Origin of the sequence: Vibrio sp. SCSIO 43009, assembly GCF_023716525.1 — a bacterium.
GTDB classification, from domain to species: domain Bacteria; phylum Pseudomonadota; class Gammaproteobacteria; order Enterobacterales; family Vibrionaceae; genus Vibrio; species Vibrio alginolyticus.
In genome coordinates this window covers 621,713-637,742 of sequence record NZ_CP071843.1, presented here as the reverse complement: position 1 = coordinate 637,742, position 16,030 = coordinate 621,713, and the positions used below count along the sequence as shown (strand labels likewise).

Sequence of the window (16,030 nt, the reverse complement as noted above, 5' to 3'; positions counted from 1 at the left end):
GAATTATATTTGTCGTAACTCCTACAACACGTTACAACACTCTCATGACGACAAACAAAGCTAATGCTAACCAGGTAAACGAAAAATCACTGCAGTTGTTAATGCAAGTTGCAGTTAGTCCGTTCCCAGTTTCTGCGAAAGCGCTAAGCGAGCAATTGAACGTTCCTTTAAGCAGCCTTTACCGACACTTAAAACTGCTTAAAGAGTGGAACTTGATCGAAGAAAGCGTTCACGACAAGACATTTGTCGTTGGTCCAGCGGCATTATTACTCATGCACAGCTATGAGACCGCGCAACATGGGCTCGACATGGTCGAAACCATACTGGCTAGGTTGGTACAACAAACCGGGGAAATGGCCGCTTATATGGTACCAGCTGGTTATCGTGCGCTTTGTGTCAGACAGAAAGAAAGTATGCAGGCGCTGCGTTGCAGCTTCGTCCAGGGTCAAAGTCAACCTCTGCTGCGCGGTGCCTCATCTAAAGTGATGCTCGCTTTTATGCCTCAAAGTCGATGCGAGAAAATCTTGAGATATTTTAATCAAGATCACCGACGCGACGAGTGGGAAAAAGAGCTCACAACCATCCGTAAACACGGATATGCCGTCAGTACTTCTGAGATTGACCCGGGTGTTTCAGGTATTAGCGCACCGGTAATGAAAGGAAGCAAACTGATTGGCGCAGTCTCAGTGATGGCTCCGGCCCACCGAGTCGAAAAGGATAAGCAGCGCATTATTTTACATGTACTGCAAGCGGCAAGGGCACTACCACCAGAAAGGTAATTCATCATGTTAAGCTTTTTCAAACGCTATAAACTCCATCACACCGTGAAACAGCCGCAACATTACCCTTTTTCTTTTATGACAGTGTGTGAGTATTTGCCACCCATGTCTAAGGGCGCGTTTGAATTAGCTGATCAAAGTTTGGAAAATGCTAGTGATTGGCTTTACCAACAACATGATCATGAAACCGCTGAAAACTATGGGCACTTCAACCACGACAAACTGGAGAATGGCGAGTTTCAGGAAGCGTTAAGTCTTTCGCTTTCTCGTCACTCAATTCCGGTTTTAGTCACTAACTGTACCGAGGCAATCTTGTCCATGTTACCTGTGGTCGTATCCTATCGAGACGAAGTGGGTGTCGTAAATATCGGGCATAACATGAACTTGAAACCGACACTTGAGCCACGCTTAGGCTCTGCATTCCATTTTGCTCTTTCTCGCTATCAAAACGTACGATTGTTTTTTGCTGGCGTCAGTGAGCAAGAGACGAAGCAGGAAACGTGGGAATACGCGGAAGATCAAGGTTGTGATTGGGTGACCGAGAAAGAGTTTTCTTTTCGTCATCGCAATAACGTTAAGCAACAGATCGGCAATTACCTAGACCACTGCGACCAAATAATCATTAGTATCGACCTTGGATCTCTAAAAACCAAAAATAGCCTTGATGGCGCGTCAGAAATTGATATCCAAATGGTTCTACGCACGATTAGGCAATGTCTGGTTGCAGGTAAAGTGAGAGCAATTCAGCTCGTTGGCGATCGAGATTGCTTGGTCTATTCGAGACAAACGAAAGCCATACTAGAAGAGTTATATCAGATGGCTCCACTCATCGTTCACGCTGCCTAGCGTTATAAACATTCAGAATCAGGATCGCGTCCTTCCTGATTCTGAACCAACATGCTTACTCATTATCCTTAACTAACAAATAGTTACACATATAAAGCGACACACATCACACTTACCTCTTGAACTAACCTGACACTTACGTTGTAATAAGGCCGCTAAACTTTGGAATGACATGCGAAATAAAAAATAACCAAAGTTCAATAACTAAGCGGCTTCAAAACAAAAAGTACCGCAGCTATTCCAATTTCAGTGAGCATTTGCTCACGCTCGCTTGATGCCATCTTGTTCCACTCATTAGGACATTTGATGATGCGTCTTTGCAGTATTTTCACTGCGGTTCTTTTTTTACCGCTAACCTCACACGCCACCACTTATGACTTAGCAGATATCAAGTCAAACACTAATGTTGCCTTTTGTAAAAACGGAACCATTCATGTAACGGGTTCTACTTACGATTGCACTACAAATATTGTTCTCCCGAAAGGCGATCAAATTATAAATAGTAGTCAAAGCTCATCGTCTTTAACCGCTCATGGTTCCATAACACTCCGTGGGCAGAATGTCATAGGCTCAAAGGAAAGTCCTATAAACATCAAAGCTAAAGGAACTTGGTTAAAAATTAATGGTAATAGCTACGTACTAGGTAATGTCTCTGCTTTAGGTTCTATAAAAATAACTGATAGTGAAATCGAAGGAGATATAGAAACCAATGGTGTTGGTGGAAATGGCCGTTCTGTCGAGTTTCACGGAGAGCACAACGTCCTTAATGGCAACATCATTGCTCAAAGTGACGTGTACATCGAATCTGGTATGTTCTGCGGTGATATCAAATCAAAAGGAACAAAAGTAGAAATTAATCAACTGGAATCGTCGCTTTCTAATACACCAATAGTTGTGGGCAACATTAATGCTCTATCGGGGATAAATCTTAATAATACGACAGTTTTTGGTTCTTTGACATCTCAGGGACATACTGTAGATACAGGTTTTGGCACGACCAAAATATATGCGAATAAGCAAGCTATTTCGGCAATGCATTTTTCAATTAATAACTCCAATACTTCTATTTGTGGTAGTGTGACAGCCACCCTAGAATCAAGTTCAAATTTCAACCACTATTGCGGCATTGATGAACCCAATTGTAGTTACGCAAATCAAACACCAACAACTTGCCCTATTCCTTCTTATATCCCTGAATGTAAAATTACGCCTCCATCAGAGAACGACTTCGACCTCAGCGTCACACCATCGGACGACATGGCACTGATGTGCGGCGACGATCTTCCGCAATTTACAGCAATGACAACCAATAATGGAGAAGTTGTAAGCGCAGAAGTCAGTGCAGCCCTATCACACCCTGACTTGTTCACTTTAGAGGTGATCAAAGGTCAGCAGACATTAAAAGCAAACCAATTTATGTCTGACGACAATGGTGAGCTCGTTGTTCGAGTGGTCCCGAACGATATTGATACCATCGCGTTAGGTACTAACTACACGCTGACTTTCACTATGGCAGAAGACACCAGCAAGCATCAAACGGTTAGCTTTATGTTTACGCCATTTATGTTTGAGGCCTACTCAAAGACGAAAAGCGCCACTTTAAATGAAATACGCGTTATTGCAGGTAAACCAGAAAACGTGCATACGCGATTGCTGGCTTGTGCCTCCACAGGCGAACCTGTAGTGGCAAGCAACTACAATGGTACTCCTAAGGTTTTTCATCCATTGGTTCGGCCATTAGGAGGAAGTGAAGGAAGCTTTAGCTATTCAGCGGAATTTAAAGACGGCTTGTCTGAACATGGTCTTATCACGAACGAGTCCGGCATATTTGAAGTGACATTGTCCGATCATTTTGAATGTGAGGGATTTGAAGAGTGCCCAGAAGAAGGCAAAGTGGAAGTGAGAGGAACATTTAATGTGTACTCGCGACCATGGACACTCGCTATCTGTGACAACCAACGTGCTTTGCCTTCTGGTACCTCTGAACAAGGAGATGGGTTTATCGCTGCTGGAGAACTTTTCTCTCTAACAGTGAAACCAATCATTTGGCAACCTGACGGCTCTGTAAGTGGGTCTGTTGAATCAGCACGCTATTGTGATGCTTCTATCACCCGTAATTTTATGCTTGATGACGCTCCAGCAGTATCGGTTGTCTTGTCGAGTGAACAACATACGCCATCAGAGACAACGAACCAAACCTCAAAATTGCTACAAAGTAGTGACTCGCTAGCTCAGGCGCATAATTCAGCCAAGAATGATCAATTCGTCTTTAATGGATTATATTGGGAAGAAGTCGGGAGCTTGAGAGTAAAAGCAAACCTAGAAAGTAAATATCTAGGTATGACTGTTAACGAAAGCTATCGTTACATCGGTCGTTTTTACCCAAAATATTTTCAAGTGCAAGACCAAGAATGGCACTACCCACATGGCCAAACTTTTGCTTACATGAATCAACCTTTTGAGAAAGTCACTTACGATGTTGTCGCACTCAATGCGCATAAGGAAAACGTGAAGAATTACGTCCACTTTTCGTCTAACCTTCAACAACATTTCGATTTAGGCGAGCTAAGCTCATACTCCGATCGGTTTTTGCCGCCTAAGCCTAAGAAGGTAGACTGGAAACTACTGGGTAGCGCGAGTGTTGGAACGTTTGTTATAGAGAAGCCCTCGACCAATGCGACTTGTAACAATAGCCCATGCTGGAGAAAGAACACGACAGATAAGCAATATCCTGATGGCCCATTTAATAAAGGGACTAACAGTGACAGCAGCAAAATAGGTATAGTCACGACTAAAGCCGTTGATGAGGTAAATTTCTTTGATAACAGCGAAATGCTCACTCAACAACCGGACATTCGATTCGGTCGTTTGAACTTTCAAGATGTAGGTGGCAACCAAGGCATGGTGTTCAAAGTGCCACTTGCTGTAGAAACTTGGCAAAACGGTCGATTTACGACTAACTTCGATGACAGTTCAACGACGGCGAATGGTGAATATTACTTCAGCACGCCAATTTGGTCGAATGCGCCTGCAAACAACGCCATGCTTTCTGGAGTTGGGACAATGCATGTTGGCAGGATGACCGATATCGTTGCAAGCCAAATTGACTCAGCACGCGAGCAAATACAATTCCACCTGGATTTAGACGGCTCAGGTAATCGCATCCCTTGGCTGAAATACGATTGGGATAACACGACAAGTGAAGAGGAAAATCCACCTGTTACAGTTACGTTTGGTATTCACCGAGGAAACGATCGCATTATTTATCGTGGTGAGCCAAATATGCTTGGCCTAAATTAACGCGAAACGACAAAACAAAAAAAGCCCCTCAATTGAGGGGCTCTTTTCACACAGACTGTGTAATTTACTTTGCGCCACGACGCGCTTTCAGGCGCTTCACCATAGCAAGACGACGCTCTGCCGACCCTTGGTCTGTTGCCGACTGGTTCGGATTATTACGACGACCTTGACGATTCTTGAATGCTGGTTTTGAGTGCAGCTTTTCAATGTAAGATTCACGCTGTTTTGGTTCATAGCCAGCAAGCTCAATACGGCGAATTCGCTGCTGGATTAGATTTTCAACCTGAACAACCGTGAGTTCTTCATCTCGATTTACAAATGAAACGGCATGACCTTGTTTACCTGCACGGCCTGTACGACCAATTCGGTGAACGTAATCTTCCGCTAGGAAAGGCATGTCATAGTTCACAACGTGAGGTAAATCTTCAATATCTAGACCTCGAGCAGCGACATCGGTAGCCACCATGACACGTGCTTTACCGGACTTAAACTCTTCTAGCGCACGACGACGAGCGCTTTGAGCACGGTCACCATGACAAACCACCGCTTTGATACCATCAAGTTTCAGCTCTTTTACAACGTCGTTTGCGGTCTCTTTGTAGTTCACAAATACCAACACTTGTTTCCAGTTCTTACGACCAATCAGTTCCGAAAGCAGTTCCGTTTTTCGCTCTTGATCAACTGGATATAACACGTGAGCAACTGTCTGTGCTGTCGTATTCGCTCGCTCAACTTCAATACGCTTAGGCTTACGCAGGATATCTTTTGCTAGCAGATTTAGTTGGCTCGAAGTCGTTGCAGAAAACATCATAATTTGCGGATCAGTATCCACATCTAGCATGATCTTACGAACTGCATGAATAAAGCCCATATCCAAGATACGGTCTGCTTCATCAAACACCAAAAACTCTAAGTGTGCCACCGAGACATTACCTTGTTCGATGTGTTCTTCCAATCGACCAGGTGTAGCCACAAGGATATCAACACCATTTTCCAGTGCCGCAACCTGAGAAGACATTTTACGGCCACCGAAAATCGCAGCCACCGACAGGTTCGTGTACTTCGTGTAAGCTTTGATGTTATCAGCAATTTGTTCAGCAAGCTCACGAGTTGGAGCCAAGATAAGTGCGCGAGCAGTCTTACGAGAAGCGCTACGGTTACTGTCTAGCAACTGCTGAATCATAGGCAGAGAAAACGCAGCCGTTTTACCAGTACCTGTTTGTGCTGTAGCGAAAATATCATGGCCTTTGCGAGCCATTGGAATCGCCTTCTGTTGAATTGGCGTTAACTTTTCATAACCGCATTCTGCCAGTGCTTTAACCACTTCTGGCGCAAAACCTTGAGATGAAAATGACATTGAGCGTATTCCTTAAACAAACCACTAAAAATAGCTTTAAAAATTTAGCCGTGCACTATACCCGAATTTGAGTGATTTATCTCACTTTTCTCATTGAAATCCTACAAAAGAAAAAACGGTGAGCACAGATACATTAATGGTTCACCGTTTTCGTTTAACCTTTGTGCGATCTAATGTTTGATGCCAGATAACTGAAGGAGAATTCGCTCAAGCTCATCCCATGGCAACAGCTGAGAATCTATCACTTCTAATCGTGATTCAAAACCTTCTAAGCTGATTTCATTCACCGAAACGACTCGGTTGGCAACATTAAACGCGTAACAACCTTGATCCGTATTGACCACTGCTTTAACACGCTCTGCGGTCAAGTCCGAAAGCATAGAGAAAAGCTTTTCAAAATCAAACTTATACTCTGCCCCAAACAACCACCCACAACTAAAATAACCCTGCCCTTTGTTCTCTTTGCGCACAAAGGCTTCACCAGGCGCCAATTGGAATTGAGGCTCTTGATGAGCGTGGTCATGATGATGTGACTCGATATGGGAAGAAGCGCTGCCGTAAACCCGCTCAATATCCAAGACTTCTATCGGCAACTCACCGTCATGAATAAGCTTACTGAATACTTTTGAAGGGGATTGGTCCGTCACCCAGTCATTAAACACATCAAGGTCGTGGCTGGAACATAGGTCAACCTTACTACCAATAACCACATCTGCACTGTCTAACTGGTCCACGAAGTTTTGGTTAGAAAGATACTTTTCATCACTTAAGTTACGCGGATCAACCAAGGCAATCGTCGCTTTAAGATCAACGTAAGGTTCATACTGTTCTGAGGTAAGCGTCGCGATAACCTGTTTTGGATGACCAAGGCCTGTCGGCTCAATCAATAAACGGTCCGGTTTTTGGCGCAGTAACGCGGTAATACCGACCGACATTGGCACGCCCGCCGTACAACACATACAGCCACCCGGCACTTCTTTAATCAGCGCACCTTGGTCGGTCATCAATGCACCGTCGATGCCAATCTCACCAAATTCATTGACCAAAACCGCCCAGTTTTCGTTTTCCGGTTTGTTCTTCAGTAGATTTAAAATCGTGGTCGTTTTACCGACACCCAAAAATCCGGTCAGTATGTTGGTTGGTACTCGATTTGACATGCTTATCTCCGACACGTTAGTGCATTAATGCTCCAGCAAAGTATACGGAGAATGTGACTCGCTTCAACGCTTTTTATCGCACGCATCAAGCTCATTGCGTGATGCGTTGGAACACATTTTTCGAGCTTGTTTGGGTTGACTTATCAACTCTGAACGCTTCATATCAGACAGGTATCTACTGGTATAAACAACGCAAGTAAAAAACGCGATAATAGCGACTACGATGGGAAGAACTCCGAGCGTGTTTTCGAATTTAAGCGCAGCAATAGCCAACACGAAAACAACGACAGAGATAAGTGAGATTGACTTACTTTTGTTGCTTTTCATAATAACTCGCCTTTCGTAAAGTTAGCCCCCTAACACCTCCTGTACTAGAGGAATGCCAGTTTGAACAACATCCAACCTGACTATTCAATGCTACTCCTTTCGCTACTTGTGAAATTTGACAAAGCTAACATATACTACAACATCAAACGACGAGCTTATTATTATCTTTCAGATACTTACTGGGTTTTAAAACACTTACTAGCAAATCGTTCCACCGCTTACCAGGATATCGCTATCATTGGCAATACAAACTTGCGCCACCAGCCTCAGCCCTTCGACTATCATGTCCAAAGACATAGAAGGCTGACTGCCATTTGCTGCTTGTTCTGGCAATAATGGAATATGAACAAACCCGTGACGAATCGGATTGTCTATCAAGTAATGTTGGATCCCATAAAAGAGATGGTTACATACAAATGTTCCAGCACTGTTGGAAATCTGGCTAGGTATACCCTGCGTTTGCAACGTTTGCACAACACGCTTTATCGGTAGTGTCGAGAAGTAAGCATCAGGACCATCGGCCACCACGGGTTCATCAATCGGCTGATGACCAGCGTTATCTGGAATACGAAAATCATCGACATTAATTGCGACACGCTCTGGGGTTATCGCGCTACGCCCGGCCGCTTGCCCTACAGTAATCACACAGTCTGGCTGGTGCGCTTCTATTGCTTCAATAACGACTTTCACCGAGTCATATCGAACTACGGGGACTGGGCAAGTAACTATCACACCGCCTTTTATGGCCGCAGCCTCTAATTGCTTGACCGCTTCTAAGGCGGGGTTAATGGCGTCACCACCAAAAGGTTCAAAACCGGTAATCAGGACTTTCTTCATAACAGCCTTTAGGAAAAGAGTTTTACAAATTATTGCACTCCCCTTCACCCCATCCAATAGCAAAAGTATTGTTGACATAAGCCAGACAACATTGTGTGACTCATGTCTAACCAGAGAGTGTTTTCTGCCTCATTGAATCTAGGCAAGTTCCGGACTATCGAGACTAACTATCGATGATTAGTGGCAGGACGAGGCTCTATCATTACATGACTCGCGCAGAAACTTGGTTTCCACGCTTAACTTAGGTAGAGTACGCGACCGCAATGCAATTCGAAGAGATTGAATACAATGAATATTGATAACCATGTAATCGAAACGATTGAAGAGTTAGAGGCATTTCTGCATTTAGTAGAAAGCGGCGCTCTTGGCCTTGAAGGTGTCACTGGCGTTGCGCTAGCCACCTCTAATACCGATGGTCGTCCATTTGTTGCCGTATTAGGAGAAAAGCACCAATTGCTCCTTGGCCGCTGGGTTTCGCAGCACGTATATGACAATGGTAAAGACATCGTTCGTAACGGCCCAACCAGAAAACACTAAGCGCTCGACGCCACCTATAACATCACGCCGTCTTATACACCAAGCGTATGCTTTGAAAGCAATGCGCTTGGCGTACTCAAAAAATAAAAAAGAAAAGGCTAGCCTTTATTAATTTTGTCGGTATACTGCACATCAGCTCTTACGGAAAGAGCTATTAATGTAATTAAAGATCAAAGTTTCTCTCAGTTCCACATCGAATTCCTCGTTTACGTTCCTGCGACAAAATAGTTATCTCTAAAATCATATAGTAGCACTTGATATTAGCTAAAAATTCAATATTTAAAACAATCAAATATAGAGGTATCTATGTCTAATAAATTAACTGGTTCAGTAAAATGGTTCAACGAAACTAAAGGTTTTGGTTTTATTTCTCAAGACAATGGCGGTGATGACGTATTCGTTCACTTCCGTTCTATTGTTTCTGAAGGCTTCAAAACTCTTACTGAAGGCCAAAAAGTATCGTTCGTTGTTGAACAAGGTAACAAAGGTTTACAAGCAGCTGAAGTAACTGCACTGTAATTCTTTGTGTGGCATCAATGTTGTTGGTGCCACAACCCCCTTCCACTTGTTACTGCCCTTACTATTCTCTATCTAAGTTTATATAGCCAAATCACTTACCTCTCCCACACCATCATTAATCACTTTCAATAAAGTCACTTTGGTATACATCTTTAGGTAATCACACAACCTACCTTGCAATTCCAGTTTGGAATTAAATTAATCTCATTCATATCTGAATCACTTCGCCTCATGCTTTGCTCATAAAAATAAAGTTTATAAAATAAAAGCGATTGGCGAATATAAGAGAAAAAATGAAATTAAATATATCTGCTCAATCAATAAATTCTAATAACTACGAGCACATAATCCCTAGCTGAGAGATTGAGTTTGCACTGAAATGTCATTACATGAAGCCATTTATCGGACAACACTTCATAGGGACAGCGTCTGGATTCACACACTTCGGAGCATTTGTTGAGTTAGAGGAAAACCGAATCGAAGGTCTCATTCCTTTATCAAATTTCCAAAATGGTGAGTTCGAATTTGATGCAGTCAAACAAAAAATTTCCAGCCAGAGCGCCACGTTTACTTTAGGGAGCAAAGTGCACGTGTTGGTTAAAGACACCGATTCGAAAAAAAGAAAGATCATGTTCAACTTAAAAGATGCGGAACACGCGGTAGGTTAACCTGTTTTAGGTTACTTTCTAATCCATTAATCAAAAATAAAAAATAAGCTTTTAATACCGCAATTAACTTGTGACATTTCGCTGACATCGACTCATTCTAAAACCCTAATATCTGACAAAGGAAACGAATCTAATTTTTGTTTCCAGACACCATCGCAGAGTGTATTTCCAGCACTCTGTTTGCCTCGAGAGGTTCTTATGACAGCCTAGGATCTCTCGAGGCTTTTTTGCACCTATTCAAACCACCTGATTCTACATCCCAACTATTATCCCCTACCCAAGCTGTACTTTTTAACTAGTTCACTAGATCGACGATTGTTATTTAAGCAACTGATCACACAACCTCTTCCAAATTTTGGGTATAAAAGTATCAATACTTTCGTTAACTAGGATGTAAATAATGAAAAACTCGTTTGATCTCACTATGCCCAACGAAGAAGGATACTTTGGTGAATACGGTGGTAGCTTTGTTCCACTTGAGCTTGAACAAATCATGCATGACATCAACGCAGCTTATGAGGAATGCAGCAAAGATCCTGAATTTAAAGCGGAACTCGCTCGCCTGTATAAGCACTTTGTTGGACGACCTAGCCCAATCTTCCATGCGGAAAACTTGTCTAAAAAATACGGAGCAGACATCTACCTAAAGCGCGAAGACTTAAACCATACAGGCGCACATAAAATTAACCACTGCTTAGGGGAAGCCATTCTCGCTAAAAAGATGGGTAAGAAGAAACTGATTGCTGAAACTGGCGCAGGGCAACACGGTGTTGCGCTTGCTACAGCCGCGGCATTGGTTGGCTTGAAATGCGATATTTACATGGGTGAAGTTGATATCGCCAAAGAACATCCGAATGTCGTCCGCATGAGAATCCTTGGTGCTAATGTCATTCCTGCCACTCATGGGCGCAAAACCCTCAAAGAAGCGGTAGATTCTGCATTCGAAGCTTATCTGAAAGATCCTGATACACAACTTTATGCGATAGGCTCTGTCGTTGGCCCTCACCCATTCCCTAAAATGGTGAGAGATTTCCAATCAATTATCGGTAACGAAGCACGAGTTCAATTCAAAGAAATGACCGGCAAGTTACCCAATAATCTCGTCGCATGCGTTGGAGGTGGTTCTAACGCGATGGGGCTATTTACTGCTTTCTTAGAGGATGAACAAGTCGCCATTCACGGCGTTGAACCAGCGGGCCGCTCTTTGCAAAAGGTTGGCGAGCATGCTGCAACACTCACACTCGGTGAGCCAGGTATCATGCACGGATTTAAGTCTTACATGCTTAAAGATGCACAAGGTGAACCTCAGGAAGTGTACTCTGTAGCAAGTGGCTTGGATTACCCATCGGTTGGACCTCAGCATAGTTACTTAAAAGACATTGGCCGTGTCAATTACGGCTCAATCAGTGATGACGAAGCGATTGATGCCTTCTTTGAGCTGTCTCGTGAAGAGGGAATAATTCCTGCTATTGAATCCTCACACGCTGTCGCTTACGCAATTAAACTCGCGCAGCAAGGAGAAACCGGCTCGATTTTGATCAACTTATCAGGCCGTGGTGACAAAGACATTGATTTTGTCGTTGAACACTACGGCGCAAAATACGGCATTGAATCACTCATATAGCCTAACCCTACATGCAAAAAGCTACCTGGTACTAGGTAGCTTTTTGTTTTTGTCTACTATTTTAAGAAGCAAGTCCCTTTACTCACTGTTCTCACTATACCTTTAGAGCATAATTCGATTAACCGATAAGAGCTGGAATGCCTGGAAGCTGACCAACAATAGCAAGGGAGCCTGCACAAACGATAAACGCAGTGCCAGGAATCAGATATTTATCTTTGCGCGATAGTTCGTTAGCACGCTCATGGTCGCCGATAAGCCCGAGGTTATCCAACAGCATCGTGATTGCCCAACCGAAGACTGGATTAACGAATGCACAGGCAAAAATACAGATACCTGCACTGAGTGAATCTTTATGCTTATGGATCATCTGCATACCCGCTTCTAAAAGTGGTAAGAATACACCGACAATCAAAGCAACACGCAGAACAGGCTCCCACATTGCTAGATCCATTGGGTAGCCAATTACCGCCGCCGCAATACACATGAAACCCGTTAACAGTGCGCCACCTGGAATAGGACGTTTGGCAATTGCGGCTGGAATCATGTACGTACCCCAAGAAGAAGCTAAATTACCGCCACCTAATAGTGAACCAACCCCCTGACGAACAGACGCTCCGACCATCGTGTCGTCGACATCCATGAGTACGCCTTTCGCTTCTTTTGGGTAGTTAAGTTCTTGAAACACACGATGGCCCAGATAATCAGGGGACCACATAGCGACTGCCAATAGAGCAAATGGAGTCACGGCAATAAAGTGCTCTAGGGTTGGCCAGCCTAACTGCCAGCCTGTATCTTCCCCCCACCAGTAGAATGGACTGAAATTAGGCAGGCCCGGCTCTGTGGTAAAAGTGAATTCCGCTCCCATCATATAAGCAACAATACCCGCGAGTGCAGAGCACAATGGGATAGCGAGCCAACGTTTATTGATCTTGGCTAAGTAAGCGTAAACCATAACGGTTAGGCCTATGACCACAAACGAAATGTAACCTTGGTCCGTACTTGCAGCCCACGCTTCCGTCTTATTAATTTGCCCGAGCAACCCAACAGCACCAAGGTAGATCAACAACCCTCCTCGAACCCCGATACCAGTCAGAGTCATGAGTTTAGAGCCACCTTTGGTTAAAGCGAGAATTAAACCAAAAACACATACCATCAAACCTAACGCGAGAGGGTGTCCTCCTGCAGCTGCAATCATAGGAATCAGCGGTATCATTGGGCCATGGGTGCCCGCTAAGTTTGCATTCGGGTTTAGGATGGCAGAAAACAGAATGACGAACAGGGCTCCAGCGATAAGTAATTCGTAACGCACGTTTTCTGCAATGAATTCCGGAGATAAACCAAACTGAGCAGCAAAAGCGGAAACCATGGCAGTGACCATCACCACCTTACCAATAGTTGCTGCTAATGCAGGTACCCAGTCTTCGATTTCAATACTGTAATCACGTGAGGGCAAATGAATTCCCCAGCGACGGAAGCTCATGACGGTTAAATCATGATTTAGAAAGTCTTCTCGGTTTTCAAATTCATGCGGTTTTTTGCGCACATCCCTGTAAAAAGTCTTACTTTTGTCAGACATTGAGTCATCCTTTTATGTTTCAACGTTGAACTACGTCAACTAGAGTTTCGCTTGGTAGACAGACCTTCGACCAATACGAGACAACACCCACATCAAACTTCTAGGCCATACTAAGAAAGCGGCATGAACCAATTTTGATTTTGAGCTTATTAAGCATGTGTTGCTATGGGTAGGAATATTAGACATTAGTAAAAGAACAACAAAAATCTCACTTATTACACAATAATTTAACATCGAGCTGGGGCGCTTGAACTTTTAAGAGTCATTTTTGAGCAGAGAGCCAAGTAGAGCGGCCAATTCCGATTTATACTTTCAAGGTAGAGAGCACTGTGCTCGCATCCATCGCAAAGTAACTATAGATATCTCTACATTGTATACTTTGTTAAACTCCGCCCTTTAATGAGTAAGGCCCTTAAAAATGATGACTGACGAAGAGAGAATCGAGCTGCAACAGAACAATCCACTGCACGGATTAAAGCTAGAGACTATGTTGCAAGAGTTAGTGGATTTTTACGGCTGGGACATTCTAGATACAGCAATGCGTTTTAATTGCTTTAACACTAAGCCTTCGATTGCAAGTAGCGTGAAGTATTTAAAGAAAACCGAATGGGCGAGAGAAAAATTAGAAAACTTTTACCTTTATCGCTTTAAGCGCATGCCGCGCGCGAGCGAAGAAGAATACAACTTACCACCAAGAGCTCGTACCTTCCCTCATGGCCTTGAACCTAAAGAGCCAATGCCGCTAACCATTGACTCTATTCTTAAGTCACAAGCCAAAGCAGCGTCTGCATTTAAAAAGCGTTCACCTCGCGGACGCCCTGCTCGTCGCCAATAACACTATCTTGAAAAGCAATAGAGCCCTACTGGTAGCTCCAGCAGGGCTCTATTGTTCTTTAAAGGAATGGCTAGAAGCGAAGACTCAAGCTAGTGAGCATTCCCTTTCTCCAGCAACTCCCGTAAGTAAACTCACATGTAGTTTACGTTTTCTATTGATTACGCTTTTTCTTCTTTTTACCCGTACCTGCTGGCTTCGCTCGCGGCTTCATTGGTAAAAAGTAGGCTTCACTCTGATCGTCTTCCACTTCAAAACCGACTACCTGCTCGCGTTCAAGTTGGAACTTATTTTTCTTTTCTATCACTTTGAAATGGTGGTAGTCGTCGTAATCGATAAGAGATAACCCTAAACCTACTTCACCAGCACGACCACTACGACCGATTCGATGCATATAATCAGCAGGGCTACGCGGAAGATCGAAGTTAATCACCACTGGAAGTTTTTCAATATCAAGGCCGCGTGCTGCGATATCGGTGGCAATAAGAACTTGAATCTCGCCAGACTTAAAACCGTCAAGGACACGAGTACGAGCGCCCTGCCCTTTATCACCATGGAAAACTTCAGCGGTAATACCGCGTTTTGACAACTTTTGAGCTAAATGGTTACAGGCATTCTTAGCGTTCACAAAAATCAGAGTCTGTCGCCACTGATGCTGTTTGATTAAGTGCGCGAGTACCGCCGTCTTCTCACCTTTATTTACACTAAACACGCGCTGCACCAAAGTGCTGGCTTCTGCGCTCTGCAACTGAACTTCAACAGGGTCGCGGAGCAACTGCTGAGCCAGCGTCGTGACTTTATCAGGGAAAGTAGCAGAAAATAACAGCGTCTGTTTCTTCTCTGGCAGTAACGCAAGAATCTTATTGAGTTCTTCGGTAAATCCGAGGCTCAACATTCGGTCGGCTTCGTCAAGGACGAGCGTTTCTACTTGGTTCAACTTAATCGCGTTACTGGATACCAGATCAAGTAATCGACCCGGCGTAGCTACGATAATGTCACAGCCACCGCGAAGCGCTAGCATTTGTGGGTTCACCGATACACCACCAAATACGGCAACCGTTTTGATCTTATCTCTAAGATGGTATGAGTAAGATTTGACGTTGTATGCCACCTGTGATGCCAACTCACGAGTTGGAACTAAAATCAGGTGAGAAACGAAGTTACCACGGCGATTGTTTGATCCGTCTTGCTGAACAATTTTTTGCAGGATTGGCAGCGAAAAAGCAGCGGTTTTACCAGAACCCGTATTGGCACCACCAATAATATCTTTCCCTTCAAGGATATCAGGAATAGCACGGGATTGAATAGGCGTCGGTTGGCTGTATTCCAACGCTTCTAGTCGCTCGACTAATGTTGGAATCAGGCCAAGATCGGCAAATGTCGCTTGCTGTGTTTTATCTGTCATTACGATGAGTGGCTCAGTGCTAGTAAAGGCCGTGTATCTTATGCTATTTCGCGTCTGGATGTTAGAAATAATGGCCCAAACAGAAGATTGGTGAAAGAAGCACTATAGGGTTCAGGAACTTCCTTTCACTAACATGAGTTAATGGTTTCGGTAACCAATACTCTACGACCAAGATGGTAGCGTTCGCGACGAATCTGTTATCCACTTCGAAATTGATTTCAGCTCATTTGGGGTAGAAAGAAGTTAGAAGCACTTGCTTATGTTGG

13 protein-coding genes and 1 pseudogene are annotated in these 16,030 nt (G+C 43.8%); 8 read left to right on the top strand and 6 right to left on the bottom strand.

Going from position 1 to position 16,030, the window contains the following annotated elements:
* Positions 1 to 44 precede the first annotated feature (44 nt).
* The 3 genes from J4N43_RS18485 (at position 45) to J4N43_RS18475 (ending at position 4,925) form a co-directional block, all read left to right on the top strand.
* Complete coding sequence (locus J4N43_RS18485; protein WP_053307814.1) at positions 45 to 779, top strand: IclR family transcriptional regulator; 735 nt, start codon at positions 45 to 47, stop codon at positions 777 to 779.
* Between the two features lie 6 nt (positions 780 to 785).
* Positions 786 to 1,625: an arginase gene (locus J4N43_RS18480; RefSeq protein ID WP_005375657.1), complete on the top strand. Its 840-nt coding sequence runs from the start codon at positions 786 to 788 to the stop codon at positions 1,623 to 1,625.
* 309 nt (positions 1,626 to 1,934) lie between these two features.
* Complete coding sequence (locus tag J4N43_RS18475; RefSeq protein ID WP_053350661.1) at positions 1,935 to 4,925, top strand: DUF6701 domain-containing protein; 2,991 nt, start codon at positions 1,935 to 1,937, stop codon at positions 4,923 to 4,925.
* Positions 4,926 to 4,989: 64 nt separating this feature from the next.
* On the opposite strand, the gene J4N43_RS18470 is transcribed toward J4N43_RS18475, so the two are convergent.
* The 4 genes from J4N43_RS18470 to pcp form a co-directional block, all read right to left on the bottom strand.
* Complete coding sequence (locus tag J4N43_RS18470; protein WP_053350644.1) at positions 4,990 to 6,282, bottom strand: DEAD/DEAH box helicase; 1,293 nt, start codon at positions 6,280 to 6,282, stop codon at positions 4,990 to 4,992.
* A 170-nt stretch (positions 6,283 to 6,452) separates the two neighbouring features.
* Complete coding sequence (locus tag J4N43_RS18465) at positions 6,453 to 7,439, bottom strand: CobW family GTP-binding protein (RefSeq protein WP_053350643.1); 987 nt, start codon at positions 7,437 to 7,439, stop codon at positions 6,453 to 6,455.
* 63 nt (positions 7,440 to 7,502) lie between these two features.
* Positions 7,503 to 7,766 (bottom strand): hypothetical protein, encoded by a 264-nt coding sequence (locus tag J4N43_RS18460; protein WP_053350642.1) that lies wholly within the window; start codon positions 7,764 to 7,766, stop codon positions 7,503 to 7,505.
* A gap of 198 nt (positions 7,767 to 7,964) precedes the next feature.
* The gene (gene pcp, locus J4N43_RS18455; protein WP_053350641.1) at positions 7,965 to 8,603 is read right to left on the bottom strand and encodes a pyroglutamyl-peptidase I; all 639 of its coding nucleotides are present in this window, start codon (positions 8,601 to 8,603) and stop codon (positions 7,965 to 7,967) included.
* Between the two features lie 288 nt (positions 8,604 to 8,891).
* Between pcp and J4N43_RS18450 the strand changes: the two genes are divergently transcribed.
* From J4N43_RS18450 to trpB, 4 genes and pseudogenes are all read left to right on the top strand, one after another.
* Positions 8,892 to 9,140: a hypothetical protein gene (locus J4N43_RS18450; RefSeq protein ID WP_005375646.1), complete on the top strand. Its 249-nt coding sequence runs from the start codon at positions 8,892 to 8,894 to the stop codon at positions 9,138 to 9,140.
* A gap of 306 nt (positions 9,141 to 9,446) precedes the next feature.
* Positions 9,447 to 9,659, top strand: coding sequence for a cold-shock protein (locus J4N43_RS18445; RefSeq protein WP_005375644.1), 213 nt, complete (start codon positions 9,447 to 9,449; stop codon positions 9,657 to 9,659).
* A 359-nt stretch (positions 9,660 to 10,018) separates the two neighbouring features.
* Positions 10,019 to 10,327: pseudogene (locus J4N43_RS18440) on the top strand (S1 RNA-binding domain-containing protein); the annotation flags it as partial.
* Positions 10,328 to 10,727: 400 nt separating this feature from the next.
* Entirely contained in the window at positions 10,728 to 11,951 is a 1,224-nt protein-coding gene (gene trpB / locus J4N43_RS18435; RefSeq protein ID WP_053350639.1) for a tryptophan synthase subunit beta, read from the top strand.
* 118 nt (positions 11,952 to 12,069) lie between these two features.
* Here trpB and J4N43_RS18430 read toward each other — a convergent pair whose 3' ends face one another.
* Complete coding sequence (locus J4N43_RS18430; protein WP_062730944.1) at positions 12,070 to 13,527, bottom strand: DUF3360 domain-containing protein; 1,458 nt, start codon at positions 13,525 to 13,527, stop codon at positions 12,070 to 12,072.
* Positions 13,528 to 13,945: 418 nt separating this feature from the next.
* On the opposite strand from J4N43_RS18430, the gene J4N43_RS18425 reads away from it, so the two are divergent.
* Positions 13,946 to 14,362: a VF530 family protein gene (locus J4N43_RS18425; protein WP_053350637.1), complete on the top strand. Its 417-nt coding sequence runs from the start codon at positions 13,946 to 13,948 to the stop codon at positions 14,360 to 14,362.
* A gap of 151 nt (positions 14,363 to 14,513) precedes the next feature.
* Here the strand turns inward: J4N43_RS18425 and J4N43_RS18420 are convergent, their stop codons facing one another.
* On the bottom strand, positions 14,514 to 15,764 hold the full coding sequence (locus J4N43_RS18420) for a DEAD/DEAH box helicase (RefSeq protein ID WP_053350636.1): 1,251 nt from the start codon (positions 15,762 to 15,764) through the stop codon (positions 14,514 to 14,516).
* Positions 15,765 to 16,030: the final 266 nt, after the last annotated feature.

Coding starts and splice junctions, on each gene's coding strand:
- J4N43_RS18470 (WP_053350644.1), bottom strand. CDS start 6,282: ATGTCATTTTCATCTCAAGGTTTTGCGCCAGAAGTGGTTAAAGCACTG.
- J4N43_RS18465 (WP_053350643.1), bottom strand. CDS start 7,439: ATGTCAAATCGAGTACCAACCAACATACTGACCGGATTTTTGGGTGTC.
- J4N43_RS18475 (WP_053350661.1), top strand. CDS start 1,935: ATGCGTCTTTGCAGTATTTTCACTGCGGTTCTTTTTTTACCGCTAACC.
- J4N43_RS18485 (WP_053307814.1), top strand. CDS start 45: ATGACGACAAACAAAGCTAATGCTAACCAGGTAAACGAAAAATCACTG.
- J4N43_RS18460 (WP_053350642.1), bottom strand. CDS start 7,766: ATGAAAAGCAACAAAAGTAAGTCAATCTCACTTATCTCTGTCGTTGTT.
- J4N43_RS18450 (WP_005375646.1), top strand. CDS start 8,892: ATGAATATTGATAACCATGTAATCGAAACGATTGAAGAGTTAGAGGCA.
- trpB (WP_053350639.1), top strand. CDS start 10,728: ATGAAAAACTCGTTTGATCTCACTATGCCCAACGAAGAAGGATACTTT.
- J4N43_RS18480 (WP_005375657.1), top strand. CDS start 786: ATGTTAAGCTTTTTCAAACGCTATAAACTCCATCACACCGTGAAACAG.
- J4N43_RS18430 (WP_062730944.1), bottom strand. CDS start 13,527: ATGTCTGACAAAAGTAAGACTTTTTACAGGGATGTGCGCAAAAAACCG.
- J4N43_RS18420 (WP_053350636.1), bottom strand. CDS start 15,764: ATGACAGATAAAACACAGCAAGCGACATTTGCCGATCTTGGCCTGATT.
- J4N43_RS18425 (WP_053350637.1), top strand. CDS start 13,946: ATGATGACTGACGAAGAGAGAATCGAGCTGCAACAGAACAATCCACTG.
- J4N43_RS18445 (WP_005375644.1), top strand. CDS start 9,447: ATGTCTAATAAATTAACTGGTTCAGTAAAATGGTTCAACGAAACTAAA.
- pcp (WP_053350641.1), bottom strand. CDS start 8,603: ATGAAGAAAGTCCTGATTACCGGTTTTGAACCTTTTGGTGGTGACGCC.